This window comes from Micromonospora sp. CNZ297 (assembly GCF_007827625.1).
The window spans coordinates 478,692-493,406 of sequence record NZ_VISU01000001.1 but is presented as its reverse complement, the minus strand read 5'-3'; the positions used below and the strand labels follow the sequence as shown (position 1 = coordinate 493,406).

The following is a 14,715-nucleotide window of genomic DNA, read 5'->3' as shown; positions in this document are numbered from 1 at the left end:
GACGGGGCGGACGCGCGGCGGTGGGTGGCGGGGCCTCCCACCGCCGCGGCTCAGCTGACCTGGATGCGGTCGAGGTCCGGCGCCCAGCCCGCGGTGTTGCCGAAGGTGAGGGTGTTCGTGCCCGCGTTGAGCGGGAGCGTGACGCTGACCGTGCCGACGGTGTCCCAGCCGCCGGTGCCCGGGGTGGCGACAGTGACCGGGGCGCCTCCGTTGACGCTGATCTGTGTCGACCTGGCCTCGGCCGAGGCGTAGGAGACGGTGACCGTGCGCGGTCCGGCGGCGTTCGCCGTGACGTTCGTGAACCGCAGCGTGTTCGCGGTGCCGTTGCCGACGTAGCCGACGAGCGCGCCGCCGGAGGCGCCGGCCGAGGAGCGCACCGCGGCCTGCCCGGTCAGGGTGTTGCCGCTCGCCTCCGCCTCGTACGAGGTGGAGGCCGGTGGCGTGGACCCGCCGCGGTGGTAGGCCTGCACCTCGGTCAGGCCGGACCGCGCGCCGCCGGCGTGCGTCAGCACCACCCGGATCCGCTGGGCGGCCACCGCGGCGAAGCGGACGTTGTTGTAGTTGCCCTGGGGTGCCGCCGGCGTGCCGACCTGTGCGCCGACGTTCACCCAGGCGCTGCCGTCGTGGTACTGGACCTGGTACGACGCCGGCGGCCGGTAGGTGGCGCCGGCCGGGCGGCTGTCCTTGACGTACAGGCGCAGCTCGTCGACGGTCTTCGGCGAACCGAAGTCGATCTCGTACCAGTCCTGGGCGGCGGACCCGCCGGCGCCCCAGAACGGCTCGTTCGTCGGGTAGCCGTCGATCGCGGCGCCGGCGCTGGTGCCGCTCGCGGTGGTCGAGGCCGTCACTCTCGCGCCGTCGGCGAGGTCGGGCAGGTTCGCGCTCAGATCCACCCCCGCCTTGGCGAGCAGGTCCACCGTGCCGGCGTCACTGTGGACCACCTGGTTGGGGGCCCGCATGCCGGGCACCGGCGTGCTGAAGGTGACACCGGCGGTGGCGCCGGGGAAGCTGACCGATCCGCTGGACGGGTCGAAGACCAGCGGCACGAGCTTGTCGACGGTGACGGCCCGGTTCCCGTTGACGTAGATCGAGTACCCCTCGGGGACGCCCGGGTACCGGGTCACCCCGTCGCCCGGGTCGTCCCAGACGATCGTCAGGTCGCTGTTGCGGTAGCGGATGTTGTTGACTGTGAAGTTCGGCCAGCCGATGGCGATCGGCGACAACTCGACCCGGTTGTCGTTGCGCGGCCGCAGACCGGCCACGTCCTCGACGACCGTCCAGTTGCTGCTGCCGAGGATGTTGTGGTGGATCCAGGAGCGGTAGTCGATGCGCTTGCCGCCCGGGTTCCAGTCGGCCCAGAACTCGTTGGCGTCGGGCCAGCGGGTGTCGCCGTTGACGTACTGGGCCCAGACGTTCCAGTAGAGCAGCTTCTTGTAGTCCTCCGGGCCGACCCACTGGTTGGGGTAGGTGCGCAGGACCGAGGAGAGCAGCCGGAACTGCACTGTGGAGTTGATCGTGGAGAAGTTGTTGCTGCCGGGCGAGCCGGCGGCCGCCGCGGCGGCCTTGTCCCGCTGGTTGGCGGTGTAGAACGGGAAGATCGGGTACTCCGCCGGGTCGGCGAGGAGGCGCAGCGCCTGCTTGTACTGATCGGTGGCGGGCATCAGGCCGACCGCGTACGGGTAGTAGTTGTTGATCTCCTTCCACGGCACGTGGGCGTTCGTCGCCACATGCCGGTGTTCCAGCAGGTTGTCGGCCGGGTTCCAGAGCACCGTGACGCTCGCGTTGCGGATCCGGGCGGCCAGGGCCCGCATCTCGGCGGCCTTGGCCGAGTTGCCGACCGCCTCGTACGCCTGCGCGGCGGCCAGCGCGCCGCTGTACTGGTACGCGCCCTCGGCCCGGTCCAGGTTGCCGGGGCGCCAGTGGAACGAGACGGCGTCGGCGTCGTTGCCGGTCAGCGCGCCCCAGTCGTACTCGATGATGCCGTTGCCGTCGCGGTCGTAGTGGGCGAGCTGGCCCTTGACGTCGCCTTCGGCGTAGCGGGCGAGGCTCGCCGCGATGCCGGGCTGGCCGCCGTGGAGCTGGTAGCTGCGCCAGGCCGCCTCGGCGATGTACTGGGTGTAGCTGTTGGACCAGTTCTCCGGGTCGCCGGGGTTGTCCAGGAAGCGTCCGCCCTTGGACACCTGACCGACCGAGAGCCAGTCGCCGTAGGCGTACTTCGGGTCGCGCAGGTACTTCAGGTCGTCGATGTGCATCGGCTGGGTCAACGCGATGGCGTTGTTGTAGCCCAGCGCGCCCTCCACCGACGTCGGGAACTGGAAGGTCTGCCCGGGGATGTCGGCGTCGAGGTGGTTGAAGCGCATCAGCCACCAGCGGTAGTAGATGTTCTTCTTGATCGCCGGTTCCGGCACGTCGATGTAGGGGACGTTCTCGGCCCACCACCTGTGGTAGGCACGGACGTGGGTGGCGAACGCGGCGTCCGGGGTGGCGTCGCGGTAGCTCAGGTAGTCGGTCGACGACTGCGGGATCTCCCGGGCGGTGAACCCCATGACCACCTTGGTCTGCACCGTGGCGCCGGCGGCGACGGTGACCGTCCGGGTCAGCGCGCCGCCGGACGCGGTGAAGCCGTCACCGGCCAGCCTGGTGGCGAGCGTGGTGAGGCCGTTCTTCACACCGGTCGACCCGGTCAGCTCGTTGCCGCTGCCGGACGACGCGTACGGCGAGGTGGCCCGCAGGATGAGTGTGACAGGAGCGCCGCCGCTGTTCCTGATCGACAGGTTGGTGACCGCGACGTTGTTGTCGGTGATGAACTTGGTGACTGTGGCCTGCACCGGGCCCCCGGCGTACACGCTCCTCCAGTGGCTGGGCGCCTGCCAGCGTTGGCTGCTCTGCTCGGTGAACGTCCCCGGGCCCAGCGCGATCGAGTACGCGGCGGCGTCGCTGATGCTCTCCCAGTACGCCACCCGGCCGCCGAAGCCGATCACCGCCGGGTTGTGCTGTTTCATGAACAGGGCCCGCCCGCGGGTCATCAGGATCCCGCCGTCGGCGTCGGACGGATCGCCGCCGCCGGAGCGCGACAGCAGCCGGTCGATCCAGAAGTCGGTGCCCGCCTTCTCCGCGTCGTAGATCGACTGCATCATGTTGCCGGTGGTGTACCCGACCGGCGGCTGCGGGACCGCCGGGCCGCCGAAGGTGGGATAGCCGATGGTCTGAGCGGCCTGTGCGGGGCTCGCGGCCACCGGGGTGAGCGCGCCGACGACCACCAGGGCGAGCGCCGCTCCGGTGACCCGCCGGAACCGGCGGACGGCCGGGGGTGGCGACGTGCGCACCTCCGGCCCGGCCCGATCGAGGTGTGGACTTCCGGGAGGATCCCATGTGTTCATGGGTGCTCACCGAGACCTTTCGTTGTCGGGATGAGAACTGCACCGCGACAGGCCGGACCGCCGGTACCGCGGCGGGGCGGCGGTCGGGGTGACACCTCGTACCGGTTTCGGCGGCCGTCGTGACCCGCGTGCGCGGCGGGTGGAACGGCCCCCGGTCGTCGACGCCCGGTCGTCGGCGACTGCCTCGCCCGGCCGGCCGGCTGCCCCGCCGACCTGAGCCGAAAACCTTTTCAGCAACATACCACCGCATCGGAGGCTGTCAATCCTCTGCGCAGCCCGGGAGCCGTTCGGTGTGCGGCAGACGGGGTGCCGGCCGGGGCGCCGATCGTCCGAAAAGCTTTCGGGCGAGAGGTGTCGGCGGGCGGGCCGGCGGTACGCGCCGGTGGTGGCCGGCACAGGCGCGGTGCTCGAAATCCTTTTCAGAAATCGGCCGCGGGGTCGGGTATAGTCGGTACGCCTCGGTGGCTGCCTCGGTGATCCAGCCCCGGCCCGAAGGGGATCTCGGTGCGTAGACGACGTTCGCAGTCGGTGACTCTGATGGATGTGGCGAAGCTGGCCGGCGTGTCGGTGGCCACCGCGTCCAAGGCGCTCAACGCCCGTGAGGAGGTGGCACCGGCCACCCGCCGGCGGGTGCAGCAGGCCGCCGAGCAGCTCTCCTTCCAGCCGAACGGGCTGGCCCGGGGGCTGATCTCCGGACGCTCCCACACCATCGGGCTGCTGACCGAGACGCTCGGCGAGCGGTTCGCCTTCCCCGTCCTCAGGGGAGTGGAGAACGCCCTGGGCAACGAGCGGATGTGCGTGCTGCTGTGCGACGCCCGCGGCGACGTCATCCGCCGCCAGCACCACATCCGGACGCTGCTGTCACGTCAGGTCGACGGTTTCGTCATCCTCGGCGACTCCAACGACATCCGGCCGTCGCTGAGCCGCGACCTGCCCGTCCCGGCGGTCTACGTCTACGGCGAGTCGGACGACCCGGACGACCTGTCCGTCCTCGCCGACGACGAGGGCGGCGGGCGGCTCGCGGCCGAGCACCTGGTGTCGCTGGGCCGCCGCCGCATCGCCCACATCACCGGCCCGCAGACCTACCGGGCCGCCCGCGACCGGGTGGTCGGCCTGGAGGCGGTGCTGCGCGAGGCGGGTCTGCCGCTGGTCGGCGGCGGTCCCCGCTACGGCGACTGGTCGCAGCGCTGGGGTCGGCAGGCGGCGGCCATGGTGATCAACGCCTCGCCGGACACGGACGCCGTCTTCTGCGGCAACGACCAGATCGCCACCGGGGTGGTCGAGGCGCTGCGCGACCTCGGCCGCCGTACGCCGCAGGACGTGGCGGTGGTCGGGTACGACAACTGGGAGGTCTTCGCCACCGACTGCCGTCCGCCGTTGACCACAGTGGACCTGAACCTGGAACAACTCGGCGCCACGGCGGTCAAGTACCTGTTCGCGGCGCTGGACGGCAACCCGTCGCGCGGCGTCATCCGGCACCCCGGCCGCCTGGTGGTCCGGGACTCCACCGGCCCGCCCCCGCTCGGGGACGGGCCGGCGGAGGGCGTCAGGACAGGAAGGCGCCGTACGGGCCGGCGAGGATCTGGTTCTTCTGTGCCTGGCTGAAGTGCGTGTTCGGATAGTCGTAGAACGAGGCCGACATCGGGGTGCCGTCCGTCGACGTCGAGTCCGGCAACCCGAGCGCGTGGCCGAGTTCGTGCACCATGCCGCCGTACCAGCGGTTCATCGGGCCGTTCACGCCCGCCGCGCCGTCGGCGTCGTGCTGGCAGAGGATCACCCAGCCGCCACCGCCGCCACCCCCGGCGCCCGGACCCTCGGCGCTGATCTCACCCACGTTGATCCAGCGGTTGTCCGGTGCGCGCAGGCTCAGCTTGCGCATCAGCTCCTGCTGCATGTTGAACACCGACCACCAGTACCGGTCGGAGCCGTTCGGGGTGTTCTCGTACCAGGACTTGACGTGGTCGCCGTCGACCACCTCCACCACCGGGTTGTTCAGTGTGAACGTCCGGCCCAGCTCCTGCCGGTAGTACCGCTGGGCCTCGCGCATCACGGCGGCGATGCCGTCCGGCCACCGCTGGTCGTACGCGACGTCGGAGGGCTTGAGCCAGTAGACGCGCACGGTGCCCGGCGGCGGTGTGCCGCCGGGCGGCGGCGCGGTCCCGGTCGGTGCCGGCGTGGCGGTCGGGGCCGGCGGTACCGACGTCGGCGGCGTACCGCCGGTGCAGGCGACGCCGTTGAGGGTGAACGCGCTCGGGGCCGGGTTGGCGGAGCCGTTCCAGGACCCGTTGAAGCCGAACGACGCGGACGCCCCGGTGCCGAGGCCGCCGTTGTAGCTGACGTTCGTCGCGGTGACAGCGGCGCCGCTCTGCGCCACCGTCGCGTTCCATGCCTGGGTGACGGTCTGCCCGGCCGTGAACGACCAGCGCAGCGTCCAGCCGCTGATCGGGTCGCCCAGGTTGGTGACCTGCACGTTCGCGCCGAAGCCGCCCGGCCACTGGGAGCTGACCGCGTACGCGATCCGGCAGCCCGCGGCGGCCGCGTGGCCGGCGCCGCCGGTCGCCACGACGGCGCCGGCCAGGATCACGGCGAGCGTCGCCGCCGCGAGACGGAACGGGTTTGCACGCATCGGGCACCCCCGTCAGTAGCCGTAGCGGCTCTTGAGGTGCCGCCACCAGTCGCGCAGCATCCAGGCGTCGAAATCGGTGATCGAGGCGGCGCTGCCGGCCTTCATGACGAAGCCCTGGCCCGGCAGCGGATCCCAGTCGTAGAAGTCGTCGAGGCCGTAGGTGTGCCCGAGCTCGTGCAGCAGGATGTGGATGTTGTCGCTGCCGAGATTGGACATGAAGTACTCCCGGCCGATCCGTTGCCCCCAGTCGCCGCCCGCGCCGCCGCCGAACCCGTCGGTCAGCCAGAGCGAGTGGTCGTAGTGGCGGCCGGCGCCACCCGGGCAGTTCGGGTACTGGCCGTTCTGGTTGAAGAACCGGCCGCACGGCTCGCTGCACTGCGGCGCGTTCTCCCGGATGTCGTTGACGTAGATGTCGACCGAGTTGTCGGACCACTGCAACTGGTTGCGGTCCCGCACCGCCCAGCCGACCACCTTCACCGGTACGTCCGTGTAGGGGAAGCCGTTGTGGCCGGCCAGGACGTTCATCCACTTCTTGTACTGGCGGGCCAGCGCGGCCTGGATCTGGTCACGTTGCGCCGCCGTCACGGTGGCCGACGAGTCCCACCGGACGCAGTAGTTGATGTAGCCCCGGTTCGCGAACAACTGGTCCCAGCCGTAGTTGCGGAAGCCGTACAGGTTGCCGTTGTTGTAGGTCTGCTCCACGTGCTGCCAGACCTGGTTGAGCGGTCCGGCCAGGTTCGACGGCGGGTTCCAGCCGGAGCCGGGGGGCGGCGTGGTGGGGCCGGAGGTGGGGGTGGGCGCCGGTGTGGTCGGCGCGGGAGCGGGCGTGGTCGGCGCCCCGGTGCAGGCCGTTCCGTTCAGGGTGAACGACGTGGGCGCCGGGTTGGTGCCGGTGAAGGCGCCGTTGAAGCCGAACGAGGCCGCGGCGCCGGTGCCCAGGGAGCCGTTGTAGGAGGCGTTCGTCGCGGTGACCCGGGTGCCGCTCTGGCTGACGCTCGCGTTCCACGCCTGCGTCACCGTCTGTCCGGCCGCGTACGACCAGGCCAGCGTCCAGCCGGTGACCGGGTCGCCGAGGTTGGTGATCGTCACGTCGGCGCCGAATCCGCCCGGCCACTGGCTGGTCACCCGGTAGTCGACCCGGCATCTGGGCGCCGCCGCCTGCGCCCCGGTGACCACGAGCGCCGCGCCGGCCACAGTGGTCAGGGTGGCGGCCAGGACGACCGCCAGCCGCGCGCCACCTCTCGCTGATGTCACGGACCTCTCCTCTCCTCTCGGTCGGGGCGGCGGCCCGGGAACAACCGTCGCGCCGTCCTAGGTGAAATCGACTAGCATCTATTGCTTTCTCGACCACCATGGAGCCCGAAAAGGTTTTCGTCAAGGACCGGCCCACGTGGCAGGCGGACAGCGCGCAACCGCCGGACGGCCCCGGCAGGGGCACATCCGGCGGTACGGCGGATCAGCGCCGCGGGGCGGTCAGGCCGGCGCGGACCGCGGGTCGGTGGCGGCGTCGTGGGCGGCCATCGTCTCCTGCCGTGCGGGCTCCTCCCGCAGGATCGCGGCGTGCAGCCACGCGTCCGGGATGGCGAAACCGTCCACCAGCGTGCGCATGTACGGGCGCAGCTCCTTGAGCAGCCCGTTCACCACGCCGGTGATCGCCTTGGACCGGGCCGGGGTGAGCCGGCCGTGCTCCAGCAGCCAGCCCTTGTTCGCCTCGATGACGCTCAGCGCGTACAGGTCGCAGACCCGGGACAGCAGCTCCTTGACCGCCGGGTCGGCTGTCGCGTCGATACCGGCCACGAACGCCTCCAGGGTCACCCGGTCGACGTGCGCGGCGGCGACGGCGAGGACGTGGTCCTGCACGTCGTTGAAGATGTCGAACGGACGGTCCTTCTTGGTGGAGGCGCCACCGCGCAGGCGGCGGACCGCGCTGTCGAGCAGGTGCTCCTCGCGGTCCTCGAACACCTTGAGCTGCCAGCCCCGGTCGGTGACGGCGACCTCGTCGTCCCGGCCCGGCACGGCGCCGACCAGCCGCGCGATGAGCGCCCGCGCGGCGGTGCGTTCCAGCACCATCTCGCGTACCTGCTCGGCGACGAACGAGGCGCGCCCCCAGCCGTCCAGCGAGCCGAACTCGTCCCGGTAGCCGGTCAGCAGCCCCTTGGCGACCAGCTGGAGCAGGACCGTGTTGTCGCCCTCGAACGTGGTGAACACGTCGGTGTCGGCCTTGAGGCTGGGCAGCCGGTTCTCGGACAGGTAGCCGGCGCCGCCGCACGCCTCCCGGCACGCCTGGATGGTGCGTGTGGCGTGCCAGGTCTGCGCCGCCTTGAGCCCGGCGGCACGGGACTCCAGCTCCCGCTGCCGGTGCTCGTCGACCGGCCCGTCGCCGCCCTGGATCTCGTCGAGCGCGGCGACCAGCTCGGTCTGGGCGAAGTGCAGCGCGTACGTGGTGGCCAGCGCGGGCAGCAGCTTGCGCTGGTGGGCCAGGTAGTCGTTGAGCAGCACCTCGCGGTCACCCTCGGCGTCACTGAACTGACGGCGGATGTCGCCGTAGCGCACCGCGATCGCCAGCGCCGCCTTGGTGGCCGCCGATGCGGCGCCGCCCACGCTGACCCGGCCCCGCACCAGCGTGCCGAGCATGGTGAAGAACCGGCGGGAGTCGTTCTCGATCGCGCTGGAGTACGTCCCGTCCTCGGCCACCTGCGCGTACCGGTCCAGCAGCATGTCCCGCGGCACCCGCACGTGGTCGAAGCTGAGCCGCCCGTTGTCGACGCCGAGCAGGCCGGCCTTGGGTCCGGCGTCGCCGATGGTCACGCCGGGCATCGGGTTGCCGTGCTCGTCGCGGATCGGCACCAGCCACGCGTGCACCCCGTGCCGGCGCCCACCGCTGATCAGCTGGGCGAAGACCACAGCCATCCGCCCGTCCCGGGCCGCGTTGCCGATGTAGTCCTTGCGTGCCGCCTCGTGCGGCGTGTGCAGGTCGAAGGTCTGCGTCTGCGGGTCGTACACGCAGGTGGTGCGCAGCTGCTGCACGTCCGAGCCGTGGCCGGTCTCGGTCATCGCGAAGCAGCCGAAGATCCGGCCCTCGACGATGTCCCGCAGGTAGGCGTCGTGGTGCCGCTTCGTGCCGAGCGCCGCGACCGCGCCGCCGAACAGGCCCCACTGCACGCCGGCCTTCACCATGAGTGACAGGTCGACCTGCGCCAGCATCTCGGTGGCGACGATCGAGGCGCCCACGTCGGACCGGCCGCCGTACTCGGCCGGGAAGCCCGCGGCGATGCCCAGCTCGACCGGGAGTTCGCCGAGCAGCCGCGTGATCCGCTCGCGCGCCTGGTCGCCGGTCTCGCCGTAGACCGGGAGGAAGCGTTCGTCGAGGTGTTTGCGGTGGGCCTGGCGAACCTCGGCCCACGGTCCGTCGAGCGTCTCCTGAAGGCGGGCGATGTCGATTCGGCCGGACGCGTGATCGAGCATGGTCGCTCCTCGGGGCAGCGGACATATGGGTGCACTCTCGGCCTGATCAACATTACCGGCGGTCACCGTGCCCCGCTGGCGGAGGCCGTGGTGAGCCGTGCCACCCGCCTCGGCCACCCCGGAGGCTGAGGTTAGGCTGTCCTCACTTCGAGTACTGGAGGCAACCCCTCGTGTCCCCGCATCCCGCCGGCGGCGCCGTCACGGCCCGGTACGTGCTGCGTCAGGCGTTGCGCCGCCAGCGACGGCCGGTGCTGATCGGCGTCACGCTGCTCGGCCTGCACCAGGTCGCCGAGGCGCTCGTGCCGGTGGCGATCGGCGTCATCATCGACCGCGCCGTGGTGACCGGCGACCCGTGGGCGCTCGCGTACTCGGTCGCCGGCCTCGCGGCCCTGTTCGCCGTGCTCGCGTTCGCCTACCGCAACGGCGCCCGCCAGGCGTTCGCGGCGGTGGAGCGGGAGGCGCACCTGCTGCGGGTGGAGATCGCCGAGCGCGCGCTCGACCCGCGCGGACACCGTTCCGGCCTGCGCGACGGCGAACTGCTCTCGGTCGCCGCCTCCGACGCCGAACTCTCCGCGCTCGTGGTGCGGGTCGCCGGATTCGGTGTCGCCGCGGTGACCGCGCTGACCGTCGCGGCGACCGCGCTGCTGGTCATCGACATCCCCCTCGGGCTCGGCGTGCTCGTCGGCGTACCGGTGCTGGTCCTCGTACTGCAACGGATGGCGCCGCTGCTGTCCCGGCGCAGCACCTCCCAGCAGGAGGCCCTCGCGGAGACCACGGCGCTCGCCGTGGACCTCGTCTCCGGCCTGCGCGTGCTGCGCGGCATCGGCGCCCAGCACCACGCCGCCGGCCGGTACGCCGCCGCCAGCCGCAACGCGCTCGCGGTGACGCTGCGCGCCGCCAACACCAAGGGACTGCACCTCGGGCTCACCACCGCCGCCAACGGCCTGTTCCTCGCGGCGGTCGCCGGAGTGGCCGGCTGGCTCGCCCTGCGCGGCCGGCTCACCATCGGCGAGCTGGTCACAGTGGTCGGACTCGCGCAGTTCGTGGCCGAGCCGGTGCAGACCATGGGCTGGTGCGTGCAACTGTTCGCGATGGCCCGCGCCTCCGCCGCCCGGGTGGCGCGCGTGCTCGGCGCCGAGCCGCTCACCCGGCCCGGCGACGCGTCGGCGCCGGCCCACCCGGACGGGCCACGGCTGGCCCTCGACGACGTCGGGCACGCCGGACTGGACGGGGTGAACCTGCGCGTCGGCCCCGGCGAGGTGGTGGGTGTGCTCGCGTACGACCCGGCCGACGCCGAAGCGCTGGTGGCGCTGCTGTCCGGGCGGGTGTCGCCGGACGCGTGCCGGGGCACCGTGCGTGTCGACGGCGTGCCCGCCGACGACCTGCACGTCGACGCGCTGCGCGGCACCGTGCTCGTCGAGCCGCACGACGTGACGCTCTTCGAGGGCACGGTGGCGGCCAACCTCGCCGCCGGCGCCCCGGCCGACCAGGCGCGGCTGCACGCCGCCGTCCGGGCGGCCGCGGCCCAGGACGTCGTGGACGCACACCCCGGCGGCCTCGACCACCGGCTCGTCGAGCGGGGCGCGAACCTCTCCGGCGGCCAGCGCCAGCGGCTCGGGCTGGCCCGGGCGCTGCACGCCGACCCGCCCGTGCTGGTGCTGCACGATCCCACCACCGCTGTCGACGCCGCCACCGAGGCGCAGCTCGCCGACGGACTGGCCGAAACGCGCCGGGTGGGGCCCCGGGGCACCCTGCTGATCACCAGCAGCCCGGCCCTGCTGCGGATCACCGACCGGGTGGTGGTGATCGCCGACGGCCGGGTGGCCGCCGAGGGACCGCACGAGCACCTGCTGGCCTCCGACGCCCGCTACCGCGAGGAGACACTGCGGTGACCGCTGACCCGCGTACCCCCGGCCGGACGTTGCTGCCTGTCGCGTCCGCCCGGCAGACCTGGACGACGCTCGGCGCCCAGTTCCGCGCCCGGCCCGGCCTCAGCGCCGCCGCGGCGACCGTGCTCGTCGTCGCCGCCGCGGGTGGCCTGGTCGCGCCCTGGGTGCTCGGCCGCCTGGTCGACGACGTCATCGCCGACGCCCCGGTCTCCCGGATCGCCGGCCGGGTGGCGGTGATCGCCGGCGCCGCCGTGTTCACCGGCCTGCTCACGGCGCTCGGCGCCGCGCTCGCGTCCCGGCTCGGCGAGACGGTGCTGGCCCGGCTGCGCGAGCGCGTCCTCGACCGCGCGTTGCACCTGCCGTCCGCGACGCTGGAGCGGGCCGGCACCGGCGACCTGCTGGCCCGCGTCGGCGACGACGTGGCGGTGGTGACGAACGTGATCGCGGTGAGCGGCCCGGCGTTCGTCGGCGCGCTGCTGTCGGTGGTGCTCACCGTGTTCGGGCTGGTCGCGCTGGACTGGCGGCTCGGCCTCGCCGGGCTGCTAGCAGCGCCCGCGTACGCGCTGGCGCTGCGCTGGTACCTGCGGCGCTCCGCGCCCTACTACGCCCGCGAGCGGGTCGCCACCGGCGAGCGGACGCAGGCGATGGCCGGCGCGCTGCGCGGCGCGGCGACGGTGCGCGCGTACCGGACCGAGGACGCGCACGTGGCAGCCATCGCCGAGCGGTCCGGCGTGGCGCGCGACCTGTCGCTGGAGATCTTCAACCTGCACACCCGCTTCGGGCTGCGGATCAACAGGTCGGAGTTCCTCGGCCTGGCCGCCGTGCTCGTGGCCGGGTTCTTCCTGGTCCGCGACGACCTGGTAACCGTCGGCGCGGCGACCACCGCCGCGCTCTACTTCCACCGCCTGTTCAACCCGATCGGCCTGCTGCTGCTGGAGTCCGACTCGGTGCTGCAGGCCGGCGCGAGCCTCGCCCGGCTGGTCGGCGTGGCAGACCTGCCCGACACCGGCCCGGCCACCGCCTCCGGCCCGGCCGCCCCGCCCGCCAGCCCGCGCGGCCCGGCCGCGCTGGACGTCACGGTGCGCCGGCACCACTACGACGACGGGCCGCTGGTGCTCGCCGACGTCGAACTGCGCCTGGCGCCGGGGGAGCGGGTCGCGCTGGTCGGCGCCAGCGGCGCGGGCAAGAGCACGCTCGCCGGCATCGCCGCCGGGATCATCGCGCCCACCGACGGATCGGTACGCCTCGACGGCGCGCCGCTGACCGGGACGGGCGAGGCCACGTCCCGGCGCGACGTGGCACTGGTCAGCCAGGAGGTGCACGTCTTCGCCGGGCCGCTCGCCGAGGACCTGCGCCTGGCCGCACCGGACGCGACCGACGCCGAGCTGCTCGACGCGCTGGAACGGGTCGGCGCCACCACCTGGCTGCGTGCCCTGCCGGACGGGCTGGCGACGCCGGTGGGCGAGGGCGGCCACCGGCTCACCGCCGCGCAGGCCCAGCAGGTGGCCCTGGCCCGGCTGGTGCTCACCGCGCCGGCCGTCGCCGTGCTGGACGAGGCGACAGCCGAGGCCGGCAGCGCCGGGGCCCGCGACCTGGACCGGGCGGCCCTCGCGGCCACGCAGGGGCGGACCACGCTGATCGTGGCGCACCGGCTCAGCCAGGCGGTGAGCGCGGACCGGATCGTCGTGCTCGACCACGGCCGGATCGTGGAGCAGGGCACGCACGAGGAGCTGCTGGCCGCCGACGGCCGGTACGGCCATCTCTGGCGTTCCTGGCGCGTCCCGGTATGATCACCGACCGCTGCACCGCCCAGGCGAGGTGACCATGACCGACCTGCCGACCCGCTTCGTGCTGTTCCCGGGGCGGCACCACCTGCTGACCCGGTTCCAGGCCGACTACCTGCGCCGGCTCGCCGGCGACGAGGCCACAGTGGTCTGGGCGGTGACGTCAGCCAACCACGAGAACACCAGGCGCAACCCCGTCGCGTACCACAGGCGGGAGGCCGCGATCGAGCGGTTCAGCGTGCTCAGCGGGCTGCGCTCGCTGGCCGTGCCGATCTTCGACACCGCGTACACCGACGCGTTCGCCGAGGTCACGCTCAAGAGCATCGCGGTGGCCACCGGGCTCGAACTCACGCCCGCCGACACGGTGGTGGCCTGCTCCACCCCGGAGGTCGCCAAGCTGTACGAGCGCCTCGGCTTCGGGATCGCGCTGGTCGAGGCCGATCCGGACCTGCCCGGGACGCCGGAACGGCCGTGGGACGTGCTGCTGCGCCTGGCCGCCGGCGACGAGAGCTGGCGGACGCTCACCCACCCGGCGACGATCGACGTGTTCGAGCGCTACCGCCTGGTCGAGGCGATCCGGTCGGTGGTGAACGACCCGCTCGTCGGCGACGAGGGCGGCCTCACCGTGACCCGCGACTACCGCACCTACGTGGAGGCGTTCGCCTCGGCCGCCCAACGCAAGTGGGACTCGGTGCGCCGGTACGTGCAGCCCGGACGCATCGTGGACATCGGCTGCGGCGCGGGCGCGGTCCTGGAGCTGGCCGACCGGGAGGCCGCGCTGCGCGAGAGCGACCTGATCGGTGTGGAGGTGGCCCGCCACCTCTACCAGGAGTGCCTGCACAAGAAGGCGCAGGGCGTGTTCCGCAACGCCAACGTGTACTTCTTCCACCGCAACGTCCTCGGCGGCGCGGTGTTCAAGGACCGGTCGGTGGACACCACGCTCACCTTCGCGCTGACCCACGAGATCTGGTCGTACGGGCGGCAGCGGGAGTCGCTACTCCAGTTCGCCCGCCGCATCCACGACCACACGGTGCCCGGCGGTGTCTGGCTCAACAGCGACGTGTGCGGGCCGGACGAGCCGGACCGGCCGGTGATCCTGCGGCTGACCACCGACGACGGGGACAACCCCGCCTCGCCGCGCCGGGATCTCGCCGACCTGACCTCGGCCGAGGTCCGGCGGTACGTCTCCGGACTGTCGACGCGGGCCCGGCTGGACCAGTTCGCCGTGGACTTCGCGTTCGGCTTCGCGTACGAGCCGCTGGCCGACGGCGCGGTACGTCTCGGCCTGGGCGCGGCGATGGACTACCTGACCCGCAAGGACTACACCGACAACTGGCTGTCGGAGACCAGGGAGCAGTTCTGCGGCCTGAGCTTCGCCGACTGGACGGAGCTGCTCACCGAGGCCGGTTTCGAGATCGGCCCCGCCTCGGCGCCGGTCCGCAACGACTGGGTGATCGACAACCGGATCGCGCCCGTCGCGTCCCTGACCGACCTGGACGGCCGGCCGCTGGACTGGCCGACCACCCACGTCCTCACCGTCGCCCACCGCCCGCGCAACGCCTGACATCACG

The 14,715-nt window shown here is 72.8% G+C and carries 8 protein-coding genes; 4 read left to right on the top strand and 4 right to left on the bottom strand.

Going from position 1 to position 14,715, the window contains the following annotated elements; all coding sequences use genetic code 11:
- Positions 1-50: 50 nt before the first annotated feature.
- Positions 51-3,380 carry a discoidin domain-containing protein gene (locus FB454_RS02215; RefSeq protein WP_145822356.1) on the bottom strand — a complete coding sequence of 1,110 codons (3,330 nt, stop codon included), beginning with the start codon at positions 3,378-3,380 and terminating at the stop codon, positions 51-53.
- Positions 3,381-3,884: 504 nt separating this feature from the next.
- On the opposite strand from FB454_RS02215, the gene FB454_RS02210 reads away from it, so the two are divergent.
- Positions 3,885-4,985 carry a LacI family DNA-binding transcriptional regulator gene (locus tag FB454_RS02210; RefSeq protein ID WP_013476355.1) on the top strand — a complete coding sequence of 367 codons (1,101 nt, stop codon included), beginning with the start codon at positions 3,885-3,887 and terminating at the stop codon, positions 4,983-4,985.
- On the opposite strand, the gene FB454_RS02205 is transcribed toward FB454_RS02210, so the two are convergent.
- From FB454_RS02205 to FB454_RS02195, 3 genes are all read right to left on the bottom strand, one after another.
- A complete protein-coding gene (locus FB454_RS02205) occupies positions 4,927-6,006 on the bottom strand; it encodes a cellulose-binding domain-containing protein (protein ID WP_013286962.1) in 1,080 nt (359 codons plus the stop codon). The two genes, FB454_RS02210 and FB454_RS02205, sit on opposite strands and share 59 nt — an antisense overlap.
- Positions 6,007-6,018: 12 nt before the next feature.
- Positions 6,019-7,260, bottom strand: coding sequence for a cellulose-binding domain-containing protein (locus FB454_RS02200; RefSeq protein WP_145822355.1), 1,242 nt, complete (start codon positions 7,258-7,260; stop codon positions 6,019-6,021).
- A gap of 219 nt (positions 7,261-7,479) precedes the next feature.
- The gene (locus FB454_RS02195) at positions 7,480-9,471 is read right to left on the bottom strand and encodes an acyl-CoA dehydrogenase family protein (protein WP_091326977.1); all 1,992 of its coding nucleotides are present in this window, start codon (positions 9,469-9,471) and stop codon (positions 7,480-7,482) included.
- Between the two features lie 170 nt (positions 9,472-9,641).
- Here FB454_RS02195 and FB454_RS02190 point away from each other — a divergent pair, with 170 nt between their 5' ends.
- From FB454_RS02190 to FB454_RS02180, 3 genes are read left to right on the top strand one after another with little or no spacing between them, the layout of a single operon-like run.
- Positions 9,642-11,363, top strand: a complete 1,722-nt coding sequence (locus FB454_RS02190) for an ABC transporter transmembrane domain-containing protein (protein WP_013476359.1) — start codon at positions 9,642-9,644, stop codon at positions 11,361-11,363.
- The gene (locus FB454_RS02185; RefSeq protein ID WP_145822354.1) at positions 11,360-13,150 is read left to right on the top strand and encodes an ABC transporter ATP-binding protein; all 1,791 of its coding nucleotides are present in this window, start codon (positions 11,360-11,362) and stop codon (positions 13,148-13,150) included. Before FB454_RS02190 ends, FB454_RS02185 begins: the two co-directional genes overlap by 4 nt.
- A 34-nt stretch (positions 13,151-13,184) precedes the next feature.
- Positions 13,185-14,708 carry a class I SAM-dependent methyltransferase gene (locus FB454_RS02180; protein WP_013286957.1) on the top strand — a complete coding sequence of 508 codons (1,524 nt, stop codon included), beginning with the start codon at positions 13,185-13,187 and terminating at the stop codon, positions 14,706-14,708.
- The last annotated feature ends 7 nt before the right edge of the window (positions 14,709-14,715 follow it).